The sequence below is a fragment of the Streptomyces sp. NPDC053048 genome (genome assembly GCF_044547045.1).
Lineage (GTDB): Bacteria > Actinomycetota > Actinomycetes > Streptomycetales > Streptomycetaceae > Streptomyces.
Genome location: NZ_JBITZS010000005.1, coordinates 106,087 through 125,752, shown reverse-complemented (window position 1 = coordinate 125,752; position 19,666 = coordinate 106,087). Strand labels below are relative to the sequence as shown.

18 protein-coding genes are annotated in these 19,666 nt (G+C 70.4%); 6 read left to right on the top strand and 12 right to left on the bottom strand.

All coding sequences use genetic code 11. The features are described 5' to 3' along the window. Positions 1-31 precede the first annotated feature (31 nt). The 3 genes from ACIG36_RS14500 (at position 32) to ACIG36_RS14490 (ending at position 2,598) form a co-directional block, all read left to right on the top strand. Complete coding sequence (locus tag ACIG36_RS14500; protein WP_399926680.1) at positions 32-667, top strand: hypothetical protein; 636 nt, start codon at positions 32-34, stop codon at positions 665-667. Positions 668-809: 142 nt separating this feature from the next. After that, positions 810-1,874 (top strand): NAD-dependent epimerase/dehydratase family protein, encoded by a 1,065-nt coding sequence (locus tag ACIG36_RS14495; protein WP_399926678.1) that lies wholly within the window; start codon positions 810-812, stop codon positions 1,872-1,874. Between the two features lie 10 nt (positions 1,875-1,884). After that, positions 1,885-2,598 (top strand): sterol desaturase family protein, encoded by a 714-nt coding sequence (locus ACIG36_RS14490; RefSeq protein WP_399926676.1) that lies wholly within the window; start codon positions 1,885-1,887, stop codon positions 2,596-2,598. Positions 2,599-2,620: 22 nt separating this feature from the next. Here ACIG36_RS14490 and ACIG36_RS14485 read toward each other — a convergent pair whose 3' ends face one another. The 8 genes from ACIG36_RS14485 to ACIG36_RS14450 form a co-directional block, all read right to left on the bottom strand. Continuing rightward, a complete protein-coding gene (locus tag ACIG36_RS14485; RefSeq protein ID WP_399926674.1) occupies positions 2,621-3,505 on the bottom strand; it encodes a phosphatase PAP2 family protein in 885 nt (294 codons plus the stop codon). Positions 3,506-3,622: 117 nt separating this feature from the next. Beyond that, positions 3,623-4,756 carry a hypothetical protein gene (locus ACIG36_RS14480; protein ID WP_399926672.1) on the bottom strand — a complete coding sequence of 378 codons (1,134 nt, stop codon included), beginning with the start codon at positions 4,754-4,756 and terminating at the stop codon, positions 3,623-3,625. A gap of 121 nt (positions 4,757-4,877) precedes the next feature. Next, positions 4,878-6,101 carry a beta-ketoacyl-[acyl-carrier-protein] synthase family protein gene (locus ACIG36_RS14475; RefSeq protein ID WP_399926670.1) on the bottom strand — a complete coding sequence of 408 codons (1,224 nt, stop codon included), beginning with the start codon at positions 6,099-6,101 and terminating at the stop codon, positions 4,878-4,880. Further along, positions 6,094-6,363 (bottom strand): phosphopantetheine-binding protein, encoded by a 270-nt coding sequence (locus ACIG36_RS14470; protein WP_399926668.1) that lies wholly within the window; start codon positions 6,361-6,363, stop codon positions 6,094-6,096. The genes ACIG36_RS14475 and ACIG36_RS14470 overlap by 8 nt, the downstream gene beginning before the upstream one ends. 81 nt (positions 6,364-6,444) lie before the next feature. Continuing rightward, positions 6,445-7,044 (bottom strand): sterol desaturase family protein, encoded by a 600-nt coding sequence (locus ACIG36_RS14465; protein WP_399926666.1) that lies wholly within the window; start codon positions 7,042-7,044, stop codon positions 6,445-6,447. 215 nt (positions 7,045-7,259) lie between these two features. Beyond that, positions 7,260-8,483 carry a beta-ketoacyl-[acyl-carrier-protein] synthase family protein gene (locus tag ACIG36_RS14460; protein ID WP_399926664.1) on the bottom strand — a complete coding sequence of 408 codons (1,224 nt, stop codon included), beginning with the start codon at positions 8,481-8,483 and terminating at the stop codon, positions 7,260-7,262. Next, positions 8,480-8,731 carry an acyl carrier protein gene (locus ACIG36_RS14455; protein WP_399926662.1) on the bottom strand — a complete coding sequence of 84 codons (252 nt, stop codon included), beginning with the start codon at positions 8,729-8,731 and terminating at the stop codon, positions 8,480-8,482. Before ACIG36_RS14455 ends, ACIG36_RS14460 begins: the two co-directional genes overlap by 4 nt. Positions 8,732-8,923: 192 nt before the next feature. Next, entirely contained in the window at positions 8,924-10,126 is a 1,203-nt protein-coding gene (locus ACIG36_RS14450) for an aminotransferase class I/II-fold pyridoxal phosphate-dependent enzyme (protein ID WP_399926660.1), read from the bottom strand. A gap of 293 nt (positions 10,127-10,419) precedes the next feature. Here ACIG36_RS14450 and ACIG36_RS14445 point away from each other — a divergent pair, with 293 nt between their 5' ends. After that, positions 10,420-10,875, top strand: coding sequence for an SRPBCC family protein (locus tag ACIG36_RS14445; protein ID WP_399926658.1), 456 nt, complete (start codon positions 10,420-10,422; stop codon positions 10,873-10,875). A gap of 415 nt (positions 10,876-11,290) precedes the next feature. On the opposite strand, the gene ACIG36_RS14440 is transcribed toward ACIG36_RS14445, so the two are convergent. Then, positions 11,291-11,656, bottom strand: coding sequence for a hypothetical protein (locus ACIG36_RS14440; protein WP_399926656.1), 366 nt, complete (start codon positions 11,654-11,656; stop codon positions 11,291-11,293). 501 nt (positions 11,657-12,157) lie between these two features. On the opposite strand from ACIG36_RS14440, the gene ACIG36_RS14435 reads away from it, so the two are divergent. After that, positions 12,158-12,892 carry an alpha/beta hydrolase gene (locus tag ACIG36_RS14435; protein WP_399926654.1) on the top strand — a complete coding sequence of 245 codons (735 nt, stop codon included), beginning with the start codon at positions 12,158-12,160 and terminating at the stop codon, positions 12,890-12,892. 363 nt (positions 12,893-13,255) lie between these two features. Then, a complete protein-coding gene (locus tag ACIG36_RS14430; RefSeq protein ID WP_399926652.1) occupies positions 13,256-14,935 on the top strand; it encodes a TIGR03767 family metallophosphoesterase in 1,680 nt (559 codons plus the stop codon). A 680-nt stretch (positions 14,936-15,615) separates the two neighbouring features. Here ACIG36_RS14430 and ACIG36_RS14425 read toward each other — a convergent pair. The 3 genes from ACIG36_RS14425 to ACIG36_RS14415 all read right to left on the bottom strand — a co-directional run bounded on the left by ACIG36_RS14425 (position 15,616) and on the right by ACIG36_RS14415 (position 19,624). Then, positions 15,616-16,512: a YwqG family protein gene (locus ACIG36_RS14425; RefSeq protein WP_399926650.1), complete on the bottom strand. Its 897-nt coding sequence runs from the start codon at positions 16,510-16,512 to the stop codon at positions 15,616-15,618. Between the two features lie 405 nt (positions 16,513-16,917). Then, positions 16,918-18,051, bottom strand: a complete 1,134-nt coding sequence (locus tag ACIG36_RS14420; RefSeq protein ID WP_399926648.1) for a hypothetical protein — start codon at positions 18,049-18,051, stop codon at positions 16,918-16,920. 4 nt (positions 18,052-18,055) lie between these two features. Next, complete coding sequence (locus tag ACIG36_RS14415; protein WP_399926647.1) at positions 18,056-19,624, bottom strand: cell surface protein; 1,569 nt, start codon at positions 19,622-19,624, stop codon at positions 18,056-18,058. Positions 19,625-19,666 lie beyond the last annotated feature (42 nt).

Below are 19,666 nucleotides of genomic sequence, written 5' to 3'. Positions count from 1 at the left end.
CGATGCGCCGCAAATAGGTCCGCAGGACGGGGTGAGGGCCGGTTTCCAGGAAGACGTCTGCGCCCTCGTCGAAGGCTTCGTCCACGGCCTGGGCGAAGGCGACGGGCTCGCGCATGTTGCGCCACCCGTTCCCACCGGTCTGCCCGGACAGCCACTGGACACCCTGTCCCACGTTGTCGAGGCCGGCGTGCGGGCGATGAGCGTGCGCGACAAGGGGCGGGCACTGCTGCTCGCCCGCAGGCAGGGCCGGGGAGACACGCTGCGCCTACGGGCGGCCGTCGACCTCGGAGGCGCCCTGAACCTGCTCCAAGCCGACTACGCCGCCAAGGCCATGGTCCGCGCCGCCCAGGCCCTGCGCGGCACACCCTCCCTGCGAACCCTTCACGTCACTCATCCGCAGAACACCACGACGGCGACGGCGGCCCGTGCCCTGGAACGGTGCCATCCCGGTGTGGCCCTGGTCCCCGTGCCCGCACTCACCGACCCCACCCCAGCCGAAGCGCTCATCGGCGAGCAGGCCAGGCTTCTCGGCTACATCGCCCAGCGCCGCACCTACGACCGGACCAATCTGCTCCAGGCAGTCGGTGACCTGGCCGACCCCGAGCCCATCGACGGGGACTACCTCCTGCGAGCCCTTCAACCCGCCGAATCCGCCCCACCGCAGTGACGTCTCACGCGACGCCTCGATCGTCAGCGTGTCCGCCTGCCGGCCGGGCGCTCACTCGGCCGGCCTCCGTACGGGTGGCTCTTGTGGAGGCTCGGGTGGTGGGTTCGCGGGAGGGATCCAGGGTGTTCGTTACCGTGCTTGGGTGAGTTCTGCAGCAGCTCCGGAGCCGTTCGTGTCCGCCGGTTCGACGGTCCGGGACCTGGCAGGGATGCGGATCGCGGTGACGGGGGCGACCGGGTTCGTGGGGCGCCATGTGTGCCGCCGCATCGTCGGGCGCGGTGGCGAAGTGGTTGCGGTCGTACGGACGCAGTCCGACACTTCGGTGTTGGACGGGTGCCCGGTGGACTTCGCGCGGGCGGATCTGCGGTCCGGGACCGGGCTGGCGCAGGCGTTGTCGGGTGTGAGTGTGGTGGTGCATCTGGCCGGCGTGGTGCGCGCGCGGTCCAGGGCCGAATTCGAGTGCGGGAATACGGCGGTGACACGCACCCTCACGCGGGTGGTGGCCGGCCTTCCGGCGCCGCCGCGCCTGGTGCTGTGCTCGTCGATGGCGGCGGGGGGACTGACGTCGTCCCTTGGGCCACCGCGAGGGGAAGACGATCCGGCTCCTCCGGTGTCGTGGTACGGGCGCAGCAAACTCGACTCCGAAGCGGCGGTGCGCGAGCGGGCGGACCGGATCCACGCTGTCATCGTGCGTCCGCCGATCGTGTACGGGCCGGGAGATCCGGCATTCGTGCCGGTCCTGGCCGCGATGGTGCGGGCGGGGGTGGCGGCGAAGCCGGGCTGGGGCCCGCGGCGGTATTCGTTGCTCTACGTCGATGATCTCGCCGACGCCTTGGTTCTCGCGGCGTTGTACGGAAATCCGGTGCGGGCGGGTGTTGCGCACAGCGGTGTGTATCACCTGTCCGACGGTCTGTCCTACGCGTTCGAGGACCTGCTGGGTACTGCGGCGACGGTCCTCGGGCACAGGCTTCCGCGGGTGGTGGCGGTGCCGGGGCCGCTGGTGCGTGCCGCGGGGACTCTCGCCCAGCTCGTGGGGCGGCCGTTCGGCCGGTTGCCCTTGCTGAACCGGGACAAGGCGCGCGAAGCGGTGTGTTCGGGGCTGCTGACCGTCCAGCGTGCTCGGCGGGAACTGGGATTCGCGCCGAAGGTGGCTTTCGCCGAAGGATTCCACAAGGCCTGGGAGGCCGGAGATGCAGCGGTCGGGTAGGAGCGGGGTCGTGGAGGCGGATGACGCGGTTGCGCACGGGCTCCTCGAGGGTCGGGCCCGAGGGGTGGCCCAGGTCGCGGGTGTGTCCGGGACGGGCGGCAGTGCCGAGTGGCGTCGCGCGTCGCCGACCGTGTTCGAGTCGCCGTTTCTGGACTGGTTCACCCGGACGCACTGGCTCAGCCCGGTGCTGGTTCTGGGACCGTTGGCTTCGGTGCTTGCCGTGTTCGGCGTCCGTTCCGCCGGGTGGGCGGCGGCCGGCTGGGCTGTGGCGGGGTATGTGGCGTGGACGCTGGCGGAGTACTGGATCCACCGGATCGCCTATCACGGTTCGGCGCTCGCACGCTTCGGCGGGCGCACCCAGTGGTTGGTGCACGGGATTCATCACGATCACCCCGATGACCCCCGCCGTCCGGCGACGCCTCCGTTGACAGCGCTGCCGTTGCTGATCGCCGTGGTGTGCGCCATGTGGGCGCTGGGCGGGACCGGACCGGGCCTTTGCGCGGGGGCGGCCTTCGTCGCAGGGTCGATGTCCCAGGAGTTGGTCCACCACCACCTTCACCGCGGCAGGCCCTCCACCCGCCTCGGCCGCGCCCTGCGTCGCCATCACCTGCTGCACCACTACCGTGACGAGGGAACGAGGTTCGGGGTGACGTGCCCGTACTGGGATTACGTGTTCGGAACGGCGGGCAGCCGGCCTGGTGCCCGGGATGACCTCGGCGGGTAGGGCCGGCTCACAGCGTGTCTTCTCAGGCTGCGGAACCGCCGCGCAGGAGGCGCGGGGCGGCCCGGTGAGCGAGTGCGGCGATGGCCAGGCCCGCCACCGCGTCGACGACATAGTGGTAACGGCAGTGGACGACGGAGACCGTCAGGGCCGTGGTCACGGCCGCCATGGTCCGGGCGGCCGGCCGCGGCAGGACGGGGAGAGCAGTGAGGGTGGCCGCCCATGCGCCGGCGACGTGGGAGGAGGGAAAACAGGTGCCGGGAGGGTCGGCACGGTCCATCAGCCAGGTCTGTGCGGGAACAGCCAGGTAACCCGTCAAACGGGGAGGATCGAAGGAGGCGCGCAGGGCCGCGATGGGTCCGGCGAGCGGGAGGACGGCGAATCCGAGGAAGCAGCAGTACTGGGCGAGGCAGATCGCCAGGACGTAGCGCTCGAGGTCGCGGTCACGTCCGGTACGGGCGAGATGGAACGGGGGGACGGCGAAGTACAGGTAGTAGGAGCTGTAAGCGACGGTCAACGCCTCGTTGAGAGCGCGCCAGGCGATTTTGTCGCATGCCAGGTTGGGATGACAGCCGAATGCGCGTCGCTCCCAGACGAGCATCTCGTTGTCCAGCAGGCGGCCGTACAGCGCGAGCGCCTGGCGCCCGCTGGCGGGGAAGAGCCACCCCGTACAGGCCAATGGCAGCACCGCTCGTGTCCGGAACAGGGCCCTGGAGGATGAGCGTGGCTGTGCGTAGGCGCAGACGGCGACGGCCGCGGCGGTGACGGTGTAGCCGGCGAGGACTCGCCGGGCGCCTGGTACCCGTCTGCGGCCGACAACGACCAAGACGGTGGAGGCGGCCAGGTAGGCCAAGGTGACCTTCTCGGCGGGGCGCAGGTGGAGAAGCGGGGGGAACGGGAGACCGCTCACGGTCTTGCGCCCCGTTCCGCCGGTGCGGGTCGTCGGCCGGGGAAGCGTTCCTGGTGGGCCTGGTGGGCCTGGTGGCCTTCCGCTCGGCGCGGCGGCCGCGGACGCGGCGCCACAAGGTCACCCACCCAGGACGCATCGGCATGCGCGTGCATGGTCGAGACACCGTGCGTACAGGCGGTGCCGCTTGTAGAGCTCCGCCCCGCCGATGGCCAGCGGGGCGTTGGCCGCCACGTTGCTCTCGAGCATCCAGGAGACGTCGACCTCGCTCCAGCCTTGGCGGTCGGCTTCCCGCAATGCCTCGGCGAACAGCACCACGCCGAGGCCTGGAGCACTGTCGGGGAGCGTGCCGGTGGCCATGAACCTTCCTCGGGTGATGCGCCGGCGCGCCTGCCACAGGCGCCAGGCGCCCACCGGCAGGCCCCATCGTGTCAGCCGGCCGTGCGCGGGGGCGATCGCTTGATTGAGGTCGGGCAGGGCGATGGTGAATCCCACGGGCCTTTCCCCGTGGCCGGCGATGCGGACGCTGTCCGGCGCCACCGACTTCAGCTGTCGCGCCATGCCTTCCGCCTCGGCAGCGGTCATCGGAGCGAAACCCCAGTTCCCGTCCCACGCTCGGGCGTACAGATCCCGGACCACGGCGACCTCGTCGTCGAACCGGCCCCAGTCCACGCCGCGCACCGTGACCCCCAGGTGCTCCGCCGACCAGGCGCCCATGCGCTGGACGGCCTTGGCTCTCCGTCCCCGAGGGTCGACACGCCATGACAGCAGGTCCATGACCGGCAGCAGCCCGCAGCCGGTCAACAAGGACTCGTAATAAGGCCAGTTGTACGGCATGCCGACCAGCGGTGGGTCGTCGAAGCCGTCGACGAGGAGGCCGCATTCGTGGTGGATGTTCGGGCTCATCGGACCGACCACGCCGGCACACCCGCGCTCCCTCAGCCAGGTGTATACCGAACTGAGGAGCGTCTGGGCGCATTCCGGGTCGTCCGCGCATTCGAAGAAGCCGAAGAATCCGTCGAACTGTCCCGGCCGCGTCCGGTCCGGGTTGACGATCGCGGCCACCCGGCCGACGGCGACACCGCTGCGGCGGGCGAGGAACAACGCGGACTCCGTGCGGCGCATGTACGGATGACGCCGCGGGGATACCAGGCGCCGCAGTTCCGTCTCCAGTGGTGCCACCCAGAGTCGGTTGTCACGGTAGAGCCGGTAGGGCGCGCGGACGAACGCCGTCCGGTCGGCACGTGTACGCACCTCGGACACGACAGGCTTCCCGCCGCGCCGCGGGCCGTCCACGACGGCGATGAGAGGATCCCGCCCCGAAGCAGAAATTGTGTCCAGAAATGTGCGCATTTGCTCACTCTAGGTGGCGGGCTCATGAAGTGGCGAATACCAGCGCGGCGTTCTGCCCGCCGAATCCGCATGATGTGGACACCGCCAGGTCGAAGCGCAGGGGGCGAGGGCGGCGGGTGGCGAGGTCCAGCTCGCGGCCGGGGGACTGTCGCACAAGGTTCGCGGTGGGCGGCACTTCCTGGCGCTGCAGGGACAGCACGGTGACGGCGGCCTCGATCGCGCCGGCGGCCCCCAGCGCGTGCCCGATGATGCTCTTGGGCGCCGTCACCACAGGTGAGCGGTCACCGAACGTGCGCAGCAGTGCTGCGGCTTCGGCCGCGTCGCCTGCCTGGGTGGCAGTGCCGTGTGCGTTGACATGGCCGACGTCACCGGCCGCACACCTGGCATCGGTCAGTGCCTGCCGGATGGCTTGTTCGGCTCCGGCTCCCTCCGGGTGCGGGGCGGTGGGATGGCACGCGTCCGCCGACGCGCCGAAACCACGCAACGCCGCCCGGATGCCGGCGTGTCTGCGTCGTGCGTGGTCCAGGCGCTCGAGGACGAGTACCGCGGCGCCCTCGCCGAGCACGAAACCGTCCCGCGCGACATCGAACGGGCGGCACGCCAGCTCGGGTCTGTCCGTCTGCGGGGACAGCGCACGCATCTGCGCGAAGCACGTCGCGGTCATGCGGGAGCGGGCCGACTCGCAGCCGCCCGCCAGCACCACGTCGCACGCGCCGGACAGCAGCAGCTCCCGCGCGACGCCCAGCGCGGACGCGCCGGAGGCGCAGGCGCTGGACACGGTGAAGTTCGGGCCCTGAGCGCCCACATCGAGCGCCACCTCTCCGGCCACCATGTTCGGCACGCTGCGCGGCAACGCCAGCGGCGAGACCTTTGTCGGCTGCCCCTGTCCGAGGCGGGTGAATTCGGTGACGTAGGTCTCCAGGCTGTTCGATCCCACCCCCAGGATGACGCCGACCCGCTCGGGTGACGCTGCCACCTGCAACTGCGCGTCCGCGACCGCTCGGCGCGCGGCGATCAGGCCCATGTGCGCGAAGCGGTCCAGTCGCCGGGCCAGGCGGGCTCCGAGCTCGGCTGCCGGATCCAACCCCGTGACCCGGCAGGAGAACTGGACCGGTAGGCCGGCGAGGTCCGGGTCCGGCGCGGCGACGGACCTGCCGGCGGCCAAGGTCTTCCAGAGGGTGTCCGGGTCACCGCCCGCCGGCGTGACCAGTCCCAGCCCCGTCACCGCAACCGCGCGCTCACTCATCGCGCCGTGGGACGCCGGGGCCGAGCAGCACGGCCGCCGCATCGCCGAGCGTGCTCACCGGCGACAACTCGCCCAAGCGGTCGGCGAGTCCGTCACCGACCATGTCCTCCAGCCGTAGCAGCAGCTCCATCAACGCCATTGAGTCGAGACCGAGTTCACCGAACGTCGCCGCATCGTGGAGGAGCGTCAGGGGCACCTTGAAGTCCTGGTGAAGCACCTGCATCAACGCCGAGGCGTCCACGGCCTCGGATTCCACCGTCATGTTCTGCTCCCGATCATGCCGACCGCAATCCGGGCCACCGGCCTTCGGCGCCCTGCACGAAGCACCACACCGGGTCCACGATCACGCGGGTGTGGCGTCGTCCGTCAGTCCGTGTGAAGTCCGCGCGCCTCGCGGAGGCGGCGCCGTCCGGAAGACGTGGTCCCACCAGGGACAGCTCACGGCATAAGCCTTCGTGTCGTCGCAAAAGTGGTGCACCATATGCCGGCGGCGCAGCTCACGTCCGATCCAGGTCCTGGGCCGGTGGTGGTGCACGTGGTAGTGCAGCAGGTCGTACGCCAGATAGCCGGCGAGGAACCCGGTCATCACCGCGGACCCCCGCGGCACGCCGACGGCCGCGAAGACGAGCAGCACGACCACCGCCCCGAAGGGCAGACTCATCAGGGGCGGTGCGACCGCGCGCCTGGGATCGTCGGGGTGCGCATGGTGGACTCCATGGATCCTCCAGTGCAACTGTGCGCCCCGATCACCCGGAAGCACCTTGTGGAAGGCCACGCGAGCCAGCCAGTACTCGGTGAGGGTCCACAGCGCATATCCGACGGCTGCGAGACCGGCCACGGAGGCCCACCCCTGGCCGCGTAGTGCCTCTACCGCGAGGACCACGCCTACGGGGACGTACAGCGCCACAGGCAGTGCGGGGTGCGCCCGGGTGAACCGGTCCATGAAGCGTGACCGGAACAGCGGCGGGGACGCTCGAAGCCACTCCTGCCGTGTGAGAGCGGGTTCGCCTGAAGTGCCTGACGTCGTGGTGCCGCGCGCGTCGGAGAAGCTCACCCGGGCACGCTAGCCTCCCGGTCAACGCTGAGTACCGGACGAAACACCGGTTCGCTCGCAAAGTCACCCACCAGGGAGAACACGATGCCCTCTCGCGGCCCTGCTCACGGGGCGCACACGACCAGCGCCGCGTTGGCTCCGCCGAAGCCGCTGGAATTGCTGAGGACGGCGCGCTGCCGCTGCTGGCGAGGCACCTTCGTGACGATGTCGAGGTCGATGTCCGGGTCCTGGGTATCCAGATTCGCCGTCGGGGGAATCGCCTGGTGGCGCAGGGACAGTACGGCGACCGCGGCTTGAACTGCCCCCGCGGCGCCGAGCGTGTGGCCGAGGGCTCCTTTGACCGCGGTGACCGGGGGCGGATGCCCTTGAAAGACCCGACGCAGGACGCGGGCCTCGACGAGGTCGCCGGCCGGGGTGGAGGTGCTGTGCGCGCTGACGTGGTCGATGTCCGCCGGGGTGATGCCGGCGTCGGCCAGGGCCGCGGTGACCGCGTGCTCGATGCCGCGGCCGTCCGGATGCGGCGCGGTGGGGTGGTGGGCGTCGCCCGCGGCTCCGTATCCGCTGATCACGGCCTGGACGCCGGCCCGGCGGGCGCGGGCGTGCTCCGGACGCTCCAGAACGAGAACAGCCGCGCCCTCGGCGAGGACGAACCCGTCACGGTCGCGGTCGAAGGGACGCGACGCGCCCTGTGGATCGTGGCGTCGGGTGGACAACGCGCCCAGCCGGGCGAACCACAGCGCGGCGGAACGGGTGCGCGCGGACTCGGAGCCGCCGGCAAGGACCACGTCGCAGGTTCCGGACCGGATGAGATCCCGGGCGACACCCAGCGCGTTGGCACCGGCCGCACAGGCCGTCGTGATGGTCAGATTGGGGCCGAACAGGCCCAGGCGGGCAGCGACCTCGCCGGCGGCCATGTTCGGCAGGCTGCGTGCCATCGTGAGCGGCGACACCAGGTCGTGGTCCCCGGCGAGCTGGTACCCGTAGGCGGCGTCGTAACTGGCCGCGCTGTTGGAAGCGACGCCCAGGACGATACCGATCCGGCACGGATCGATGTCCTCGGTGCTCAAGCCGGCGTCTTCGACGGCCCGCGTGGCCGCGGCAAGGGCCATATGGACGAAGCGGTCGGTCCGGGCCACGAGCTTGCGCCCGAACAACGCGCGGGCGTCGAAACCCGTCAGCGGACACGAGAAGTCCACCGGCAATCCGGCGAGAAGGGGGTCGGCTTCCGCGAAGGCCCGACCGGCACACAACCGCTGCCAGGAGGATTCGGCGTCCAACCCCGCAGGTGTGAGCAACCCGATCCCCGTGACCGCTACGCCGCCGGTCACGAGGCGCCCCCCTCCGCGCTCTCGCCCAGACGCGCGTCGAACCACGCGATGAGTTCCCCGACCGTCATGTCCGGTGCTCTTTGGACCGCAGCGGCCAGGTCACTGGCAATCTCCCTGCCGTAGTCCTGGGCGAGAATGGTCTCGAACTCGGCCTGCATCAGCGAGTCCATATCCAGGGCCGCCAAGGACGTTGAGCCGTCGATATCCTGCTCGTCGATCTCGGCGAGATCCGCCAGGATCTCGGTCATCCGGGCTGCGACGCCCGGAGAGGCAGCGGACTGCGACACGGCGGGCATTTACATGGCCTTTCGGTAGAGGGGTGAAGGGCTCGGGCTCTGCGGCGGTCATTCGGGATCCGGTTCCTGTCCTGCCGGCCGCTGGTGACGGATTCGACCACCCTCCCGGGGCAGTCGGACGAGAACGCCGCTGCTGGTGACCCGTCAGCTGCGCACGCAAGGCGCGGGGGGATCCGCGCCAGGGTGTGCGGCCGGTGCGACGCAGGCCCGCGGCCCGGGGAGCGGCGCGTCGACCGTGAGAACGTCGGAGGCCGCCTGCACGATGCGGTCGACCTGCTCCGGCGTGTGGGCGGCCGTCACGGAGAGCCTCATCAGCGGCCGGGTTGCCGCCGGGGGAACGAACACGGCGGCAAATACTCCCCTGTCCAGCAGCGCTCGCCATGCCAGCATGGCCGCCTTCGTGCCACCCTCGATCGGAAGAGTGACGACGGGCCCGGCCCACGCGGAACGGGGCCAGCCCACACCGGCCAGCCCCTCGTGCAACCGACCCGCGACCTCGGCCAGCACGGCGCGGTGCTCCGGTTCGTCCCGGACGATCTTCAGCGCCGTCCGTGCCGCCGCCACCGCTGGAGGAGACATCGACGCCGAGAAGACCGCGGAACGGCCGTAATGCCGGATCCGGTGGATCACCTCCGTCGAACCCGCTACGAACCCTCCGACCGAGCCGAAGGCCTTGGAGAACGTGCCGGTCAGTACATCCGCCGCCTTCTCCTGGACCGTGTGTTCACCGACACCGCGGCCGCTCGCGCCGACCACACCGATGTCGTGGGCGCCGTCCACAATGAGCACCGCATGATGGCGACGCACCGTCTCGGCCACCGCAGGCATCTCGAGCAGATCGCCACTGACGGAGAACATTCCCTCGGTGACCACCCAAGGCGGCTCTCCTCCGTGCAGGGCGGCCTCACACAACACCTTGTCGAGGTGGGCGGCATCGTTATGGCGGAAGGTCCGGTTCATCCCCCGCCCCAGCCGCACCGCATCGACCAGCGACGCGTGATTGTGCCGGTCCGCGACCACCACATGCCCGTCCCCGAACAAGCAAGCCAACGCGAGATTGGCCTGGTATCCGGTCGTCGTCAGCGTGACCGCCGGCCGACGCAGGAAGGAAGCCAGTTCCTCCTCGAGCTCACGGTGCATCCCCAAAGTCCCACTGATCAGAGGTGAGCCCGAACAGGAGGCCCCGAACGCGGCTGCGGCCCTCATCGCCGATTCGGTCACCCGCGCATCGCTCGCAAGGCCCAAATAATCGGTGGACGCCGCGTTGACGGCTCGCATACCGTCAACCACCACCTCGCCGGGCGCCGGCCGCTCAGTGACGGCGCGATAATACGGGTAGACGTCCATGTCGCGGGCCCAGTTCTCCGTCGCGAGAGATTCTGCGAATTCGCCTACATACCGCATCGGCATCGGCCACCTCTGGTCATTTCTCGTTGCACGACGGTATCGAACTGTATCCGCAGCGAAACCCCGAGCCGTGGCACCTGGCTTTGCGGTTCCCTCGTCTGATCCGGCCGAGCGCGGATGCTCCAGTCAGGCTCCCCCCTGAGAGTTATCCCGGCCGGGGCCTGCCGGGCTTTGCACCGAAAAGCCTTTGATAATGAACATGGAGTAATGCGAGCCCACGCCAGGAGGAAGCCATGCCTAACCCACTGAAAATCGAAGACAGTATCGAAATCGCCAAGTCGGTGGACAAGGTGTACGCCATTTATATGGACACGGACAACATCCCGAAGGTTGTGGATGGTGTCGTCCGGGTCGAGCGACTGTCGGACACGCGCAGCCGGTGGTCGTGGGAGCGAGGCGGCCTGTCGTGGACCGAGGAAATGGAGCTGGTCTCCACCAAGCCCAATGAGCGGGCAGAGTGGAAGACCGGTGGTGAACTGTTCACCTGCAAGGCCGTGACCGAGTTCCACGAAGTGGACGGTGACCGCACACGGGTGGTGCACCGCAACGAATACGTTCCCCGCGTTGGAGGGGACATCGCCTCGCTGGCCGGCAGCACACCGCTCGGCCCCATCGTCGACGAAGCCAAGCACGTACTCAAAGCAACTCTCCGCAAGGCCAAGCAGTACATCGAGGCCAACGGCGGGTAGGCGCGAACCCGCCGCAGCGCCGCGGTCGTGTCCGGGATGGAGGCGAGTACCGCATTCTGCACACCCCCATGTGATCGACAGGGCAGCAGGGTGCGAGGGAACCGCCGATCACGTTCCGGCCTGTGGATAAGTCGAACCGGAGACGCTCAGGGACGGTCCGCGGCGAGGACTTCGCCCGATCCCAGGCTGACGGGCGACGGCCGGCCCCCAACCCCGGGGGTCGGCCGTCGCCGTTCGTGGGCGCGTCACGGGCCGGTGAAGATCTCGTGCCCGCCGATGCGCCGCCGGACGATGTGCTGCTGCGCGCCCGCTATCCGCTCCGTCCCGTACGACCAGGTCGCACGCCCGCCACCGGACCGGGTGAGCTCGTCGTGACGGCTGCTTGGCTGAGAGCCACACCCTCGTCGGCCTCCGGTCAGGAGGTCTTCCGCAGCAGCCAAGCGTTCGGAGTGAAGGAGGAGTTGGTGAAGACCACGCAGCCGCCGCTGTAGTAGGTCTGGACCTTGGTCCAGCCGGCCGGCGGCTGCGCGGAGGCGCAGGCGTTGACCTGGGTGCCGACGGGGAGGCCGTCCAGTTGCTTGATCATCTTGATGTTCGAGCCGCTCATCACGCGGCACGAGGCGCTGGTGCCCCAGTTCACGTCGACCCAGCCGTCCGGGGTCATCGAGTCGGCGCACACCGTGCGGGTCTCGCCAGGCGACGCCTGGGCCGGGCTCGCCGTGACGGAGGCGACGAGCGTCGCGCCGAGAAGGGCCAGACCCGCGGTGCGGAGTCGTCTCATGGGGTGTCTCCCAAGCGTAAGAGTGCACTGATGCGCTGATGAGGGATCAGCGTTGGCCACGGCATTCAATGGCCTGTGTGAAGGTCTTGAGGAGAGTGTTTTCGGCCATGAAATGCCGCGAAGGGCCTTCTCAAGGTTTTCGAAGCCCCGGGCCGGCGGCCGGGGGTGGGGGTGGGGGTTGCTGTTCGTGCCCGTGCAGGGGCGCCCTGATCGTCCGTCAGCGGTTGATTGCCGGTTCTTCGGTGCTCGAACCGGTGGCGGACGTGCGCTTCCCGACCAGTGGCAGGCGTGACTCCGACGCCGTGGTGTCCGGCCACGGAACCTCCGCAAAAACCCGTTGACGGAACCACGGCGGCCACTGCTACGTTTCCGGAGGCCGTGCAGGAGAACGAGGAGGTGGTACCCGTGAACGTGACGACATGGGTGCTCCCCTCCGGGGTCACGGTCGGGCGATAGGTCGTCCGGGAGCGCCGTCCAATGGCACTCCCGAAAGGCACGACCATGCAATTCACTTCTGAACAGTGTCTCGACGACGCTGTCCTCGAGCGCGAGTTCACCCTCGGCGAGATCCCCGGCATCCTGTGGACGCCCGCATCCGTATCCGTAGCGGTGCCGCTGATCCTGCTCGGCCCCCCTCCTCTGGGACTGCGCAAGACGTACCCCCGCCTGGTGGCGCGGGCCCGGCGCTCCGCGGCGGACGGCTTCGCCACGGCCACCATCGAGCTCCCCGGGAGCGGCGACCGGCCCCGTTGTCCCGCCGCCGAGCGGGCCCTGGCCGACCTGCGCCGGGCGATGGAGGCCGGCGAGCCGGTCAGCGACGAGATCATCGACGCCCTCATCCTGCCGCTCGTCGACAGGGCGGTCCCGGAATGGCAGGCCGCCCTTGACGCCCTCCTGTCGCTGCCCGGGATCGGCGGCCCGGTCGGGTACTCGGGGGGAGTGATCTCCATCGGGACCCGGCTGGCGGTGGTCGAGCCGCGCATCTCGGCCGCCGTTCTGTTCGCCGGGAGTTTCGTCCCGCGCGCCATGCTCGAGGAGGCCCGCCACGTCACCATTCCGCTGCATGTCCTGCTGCAGTGGGACGACGAAGGCAACGACCGGCAGGCGGCCCTGGACCTCTTCGACGCCTTCGGCTCCAAGGAGAAGACACTGCACGCCAACATGGGCGGGCACACCGGCGTCCCGCAGTTCGCGGGGGACGCCGCGGCCCAGTTCTTCACCCGACACCTGAAGTGACGCCGGGCCGTCAGGCCACCAGCAGACGGTAAGCCGTCTCGGCCAGGATGCTGCTTATTCAGGGACAGGTCCGGGCCCTCCTCGGCTCTCTGCGCCACGGGCCCCTGCCGGACTCTCGGCAGGGGCTGTGTGTACAGGTGCTGTCGGCTCGTGAACAAAGCAACTCGGTCACACCCTTGACCGCCGGCACGTCCAGCCGACGCTTCCCGCCGAATGGGTGATCCGGGGGCGCACTGACCGGGGAGTCGTACGTGCCCATGGCACCGGATCATCTATCTGTTGGATTGCCGGGACGACTCTGCGTCCTTGACCTGCTCTCATCGACTGCGTATGCCGTGAGGCGGGCTTGAAAGGGCCCTGGAGATGCCTGGAACCCCTCACCCCCAGTCCGCTGCTGTCAGCCGGCGTGTGTTCCTCGCGGGGACCGCAGTGGCCCTGGGCATCGCCGGACGTGAGCTCGCAAGCACGTTCTCCGACTCGCCCGAAGAGCCGTACCCCACTGAGGCCTTCACCACGGGCACCACCCTCAGCACGATGGCCGTCCCGAGGGGCGGCGCCCCCTACCGACGGCTCGGCTACGGGCCCGGGTGGCCGCGCGTGGTGCGCGAAGAGCTTGCTCCCGCCCTGCCCGGCCGCTTCGACCAGCGAACCGCCCTGGTCGCTTTCGTCCAGTTCACCGACCTGCACATCACCGATGTCCAGCACCCGCTGCGCTACGAGTTCTTCCGGGCCGGATGGCGGGGCGCCTGGCGGCCGCACGAGGCCCTCACCCTGCCCGGGGCCGTAGCGCTCGTCGAGCGGGTCAACGCGCTGCGCCGCGGGCCCGCCACCGGAGCCCCGCTGTCCTTCACGATGACCACCGGCGACAACACCGACAACAACGCGAAGGCCGAACTGGAGTGGTTCCTCACCGCCATGAACGGCGGCACCGCCGCCCCCAATACCGGTGACCCCACCCGGTACGAGGGGGTCCAGAACAGCGGCCTCGCCCTCTACTGGCATCCGGAAGGGACACTGGGCGACATCGACACCCGCGCCGGGTTCCCCAAGATCGACGGGTTCCTGAGCGCCGCCGTACGAACGGTCCACAGCCCCGGACTGACCATCCCCTGGTACTCCACCATCGGCAACCACGACGGCCTGTCCGGCGGCTGCTACCCCGCGGCGCACAACTTCATCGCCGACGTGGCCGTGGGCAACCGCAAACTGGAGATCATCCCGCCCGACGTGGCCAGGAAGATCATGGCCGGCGAGGGCGACGGCACCGACCCCGGCGGCACGCGCATCGCCGCGCTACTGCGCCACGAGCGGCGGATACGCACCATCACCCCCGACGACCGCCGGGCCCCCTTCACCCTGCATGAATACCTGGCGGCCCACCTCGACCCGAGGTTCACCGGCCCCGGCCCGGCCGGCCACGGTTACACGCAGGCCAATCTCTCCCTGGGCACCCTCTACTACTCCTTCTCCATCCCGGGCGGCATCCTCGGCATCAGCCTGGACTCGACCGATCCGGGTGGTGGCTGCGCCGGCTCCGTAGGTACGGCCCAACTGCGATGGTTGGAGGAGACCCTGACGGGCCACCGTGACCGCTACGCGCTGGTCTTCAGCCACCACCCCAGCTGGAGCATGACCAACAGCACCCCCGACCCGGCCCGTCCCGGCGAAGCACGCCACAGCGGTGCCGAGCTGATCAGCACCCTCGGTCGGCACCGCAACGTGCTCGCGTGGATCAACGGGCACAGCCACTGCAACCGGATCCGCCCACGCGGCACCTTCTGGGAGATCAGCACCGCCTCCCACATCGACTACCCGCACCTCGCCCGAATCGTCGAGGTAGCCGACAACCACGACGGCACGCTGTCCCTGATCACCACCCTGATCGAGTCGGCCGCCCCGCCCGGCACCTACTTCCACGACCTGTCCCAGACCGGCCTGGCCTCCCTCTACCGCGAACTGGCCGCCAACGCCCCGGGTATCGATCCCACCATCGCGGGCACACCGACGGACAGGAACACCGAACTGCTGCTGCGCAAGGCATGAGAGCAGGCCAACGGGGCGGGCTGTGCCCGGGTGCGCTGCTGGCCCTGCCACTGAGGGATGCGGGGCGGGAGTACGGGGACATCGGCACGGTCGTCCCACTGCTCGCCTCCGGCCCGCTACAGGAAGCCGCACGCGCGGCGACGCAGGCGCGGGACACCCCGGCTGGCGGCGATGGTGACGTCGATCCCTGCTCCGGACGCCCAGCGAGGCACGCGGGCCGCGGTACGGCGGGGATGCAACACCTGTGGTGGCAGACGATCTCCTTCACAGTCCCTTGTTTGACTGAGCGTTTGGTCCGTGATTCGTGTTTGGTTCCTGACTCAGGTGTCGCGCCAGTTTGGGGTGGATTTCCCGGTGAGGCGGCGGCTCAATCGTGAAGCCTTTGACACCCGGCGGGCGTTGGACAGGGTGGACGTCGATGCCCAGGCGGGCGCCGTGGTCTATGGCGGTGGTGCGGTAGCCGACGTCCACCCAGGCCTTGGTGACGCGCGGGTGGGCGAAGGCCCCGGCGCCGACGAGCAACTGAGCTTCGGACCCCACTCGCCCGGCCCGGCAAGGTGCCGCGCGGCTGCCTGGCAGGAGCCCAGCGCCGACCTTACGAGAGCGGTTGCCTGCTCACACTGGGCGCGAAGACGTGCGAGCCATTCCTCGGACGTCCGATACAGCGGGAATCCGCCGGATCAGCAGCACTGCATGGTGAACATTGCTTGATCGAAGCGGCCGACGGCCAGGTCCTCGGGGCGTATGAGCCAGTAGAGGGCGCCGCAGTCGCCCCACATCATGTCGGCGTTGTCGTCGGTGTCGATCTGGGCGAGGAGCGTCCAGCGCCGGGCCTCGTCTGCGAGGCGAGGATCGTCCCAGCCGACGTCCCCGCCATGCTGCTTGTTGAGGAACCCATGGGCGATCTCGTACTCCACGGGGTTCTGGACGGGGTTGGCGTGGCCGCCGACGAGGTGGTCGGCATCCCGCTCCAGGTCCCACAGAGCCTCGACGAACGCCTTGGCCTCCTCGGGGTGACCGTTGTGGTCTCCGACGACGCCGTCGCGACGCAGGGCCGCCCGGAAGTCCGGGTGCCAGCAGTCGGGCGCGGTCCACTCCACGCGGGCCGTCAGCGGCACCTCGGGGTATGCCTCGAACTCGACGTCCTCGTCGTCCACCACCGGCAGGGCGCGCTCGGTCACCGCGACCCCCGCCGGGACGTGGACCACCCGGGCGCCCGCCCAGGTCTCGGGGTCGTCGGGCCAGACCAGCGCATCGCCGTCGTCGATCTGCCCGTCGAAGTAGAAGAGCGACAGCGTCCCGTCGGCGGGCAGCGCTATGTCCAGCGTGCCGGTGGGCAGCGCGGCGCAGTCCACGGACGCGATGAACGACAGAGGCCCATGCCCCTCCCACACCGGCCACTCCACGTCCTCGGGCAGCGCGGGCAGCCCGCCCAGCCGACCGACCACCACATCCTCCGGCCCCGGCTCCGGGGTCGCCACAAGCCGGGCGGCCGGCCTCAGGAGGGAGATCCAGCGCTCGGCGAGATCGGCGGGCAGAAGCGTACGGGCGAGGTGGTGCAGGGGGCTCTCGTTCATGTCGACGATGATGCACCGCACCACTGACAATCGGCCGCCGCGCCGTCAGAACCGCAGGTCCGCGGAAGCCACTGAAGTGGCCCGACCTGGAGGCCAAGCCGTTCGCCAAGGTCACCAACCCGGCGCTCCAGGACGGCAGCGGCACAGCCGGCACAGCAGGTGCAGGCCCCCGGCCCACGACCCGGCCGACGCCCCGGCTCCCGGGCGGCCGGCTCCCCAGGGCGGCCGGCTCGCCAAGACCGGCGGCGACAGCATCACCGCGTACCTGGCCGTCGCGGGCAGGGCACCGCAGCCCCGGCGGCAGACGCCGACGCGCTCGTCCTGACCCGCCGCCGGCGCTCGGCCCGGACCCGCTCAGGAGCCGCTCCTGAGTCCGTCCCGAGCCGCTCCTGAGCAGGGCCGCGGCTACTCCGCCGCCTTGAGTTCCCCGGTGCCGAAGGGCAGCCAGGAGAGCCGGTGCCGGCTCGGGGCGGTGCCCGAGCGGCCGATCGTCACCCGGGCGCCGCGGGGGACCACGGCCGTCAGCCGGGAGCCCGGGAACGTCGGGTCGCCGGGGTCCGCCGGGGCCTGCCGGGCCTGGACGCTGGTGCGGCGGTCCGTACCACCGGCCGAGACCGTGACGGACAGCGTCGGGGCGCCGTCGCCCGCCACGTCCTGCTCGGTGACCAGGTGGCCCGTGAGGAAGCCGTCGGTCTCGGCCGTGAAGGAGCGTTCACCCGCCTCTCCCAGGTCGAACTCCGTGGGCAGATGGGTGAGCGTGGCCCGGCCGTGGACGGTGAGCTCGCCGACGGCGAGGTCCGGCCGGGCGACCGTGACCGTGGTCGACATCGCGTATTCGGCGACGCTCTCGCCCGCCTCCACCCGCACCACGAGCGCGAAGGCGGTGTCGCGGTGCAGCGGGGGTGTGGGCCAGGAGCGGACGGCGGTGACGTCGACGGGATCGCCGTCGTGGAGCATCGTGTACGTCGCCCCGGGCATGCTCTCGCCCCGCCAGGACAGCCTGGCCGCGGTCCCGCTCTGCACGAGGATGTAGTCGGGGCGGAAGTCGCCGACGGTGAACCCCGCCGGGACCTTCGCCAGCGGCCACTCCTCCGTGCCGGGCTCCCCGCCGTCCTGGAGCGTCTCGGTGATGGTCAGCGTGCTGGTGCCGACCGCCGAGTTGACCTGGACGTTGGCGATGGCCAGGTCCAGCTGGTCCCCGAAGTCGAGCGGGTGCTGGCTGCGCCGCGGCGTGAGGACGAAGGTCCGGCTGTCGGCGTCGTACTCGAAGCGCCAGTGCCTGGTGTCGTCGAGCTCCGGCTCCCCGCTGTCCGGGACGGCCGTAAGGTCGTCCGGCCCGTCCCCCACCGGGAACGAGAAGCGGATCTCCTCCAGTTGGACCGACTCGTGCCGGTGGTTGGTGACGGTGATCCGCAGCGCGGCCCTCGCCGGCGTCGGTCCATGGGAGACCTGGATCGGCGCCGGGTCGGTCTCCACGGTGTAGCTGAGCACACAGGTGCTGTCCTCGGGGCGGCGTACCCCCGTGCGTGGTGCTCCCATGGCGTCAGCCCCACGCCTGACCGATGCCGAGGAACGCGTACTCGATCAGCTGGGCGTCGAAGGGGAACTCGGCGACCTGCTCACCGCTCGCGATGGACATCTTCTTCACCGAGGAGCCGAGGTAGCCGACGACGAACAGGTACGCGCCGTCCGGGGAGACGGCGACCGAATTGGGCCGCTCGCCCTCCACCCGCACCGAGCCCACGACGCTCGCCGACGGGATGTCGATGATTCGGACGTCCGGGCCCAGGTCGGCGGAGTAGAGGCGCCGGGAGTCGGGCGATGCCGCGACGCCCATGAGGTCCCGGCCGACCTCGACCTGGCGGGGCGAACCCGCACCGGACGTGGTGACGATGACGACGAAGCTGCTGCCCGAGGAGCGGTTGACGAGGCCGAGGACGGTGCCGTCGGGGGTGATGGCGGCGTCCGTGGGCTTACTGAGACCGTCGAGCCGGCGGACCACCTGCTGCGTCCGCGGATCGATGACCGCGACGTCGTGGGTGGACGGGCAGGTGACGTACACGTACGCGCCGTCCGGCGCGGCGAGGACGGTGCCCGTCTCGCTGCCGACGTCCACGGTGGTCGTCGTGCCGGTGGTGAGGTCCACGGCCTGGACTTCCGGGCCGTCGAGGCTGCCGGCGTAGGCGGCCGATCCGTCGGGCAGCACCGCCACGCCGTAGGTGTCCGGTACGGAGGGCACCGTCTTCAGCGTGCCGGCGGTGATGTCGGCCAGGACGAGCTGGTTCGACTGGTAGGTGGAGGCCAGGGCGAGGAAACCGTCGGGGGAGAACACGACGTGGTACGAGCGGCCGATCGTCATCTGCCGGATCTTCTGCCCGGTGTCGGCGTCGTAGACGCGCAGGAGCTCCTCGGTGCTGTCGACCACCCCGAGGAACGTCCGGTACGGCCAGCGGTCCCGCAGCAGCTTGGTGCCGGAGGTGACGCGGTGCCGGTCGGTGTCGCACTCGACGTAGCGCTTGCCGTCCCGGGTGACGAGGTAGCCGTTGCTCGTGTTCGGGTGGCTGAAGGCCGCCGCGACACCGTCCCGGACGTCGGTGGCGGGGTGGTCGGAGGTGCCCCAGAGGTCGGCGATCGAGCTCTGTTCCAGGACCTCGTCACCTTCGATGTCGTAATTGACGCACTGGTCGCCGCGGAAGAGGTACACCGTGCCGTCGGGGGCGGGCAGGCCCGCGTCGATGCCGTCGGCGAACGCCGGCGCGTCCTTGCGCAGACCGGGGAACCGGTCACCGATCGGCACCGGTGAGGCGTTCGGCGGCACCGTCGCGTTCTGCGCCGCGTCGAACAGCACGCACGTCGAGCCCTTGAACAGGTACACGCGACCGGAGTCGGTCGAGCAGGCGGCGTCGAAGCCGTTGCGGTACGCGGAGGGGAGGCCGGACCACAGCTCCTGCAGGGCGGCTCCCCGGGTCGGAGGCGCCACGGCCGCCGCCTCGTGCTGGACGGCCCAGCCGCCGCGCACCATGAAGACGGTGGCCCGGGTCTGCCCCGAGTCGGGGATGCTGAAGGCCGCGTCGATGCCCGGGGGCGTGAGGGCGGCGGCGGTCTCGGTCATGCGGGTGACTCCTTGAGGTGAGGGTGTGCGGGGTCGTTCGGG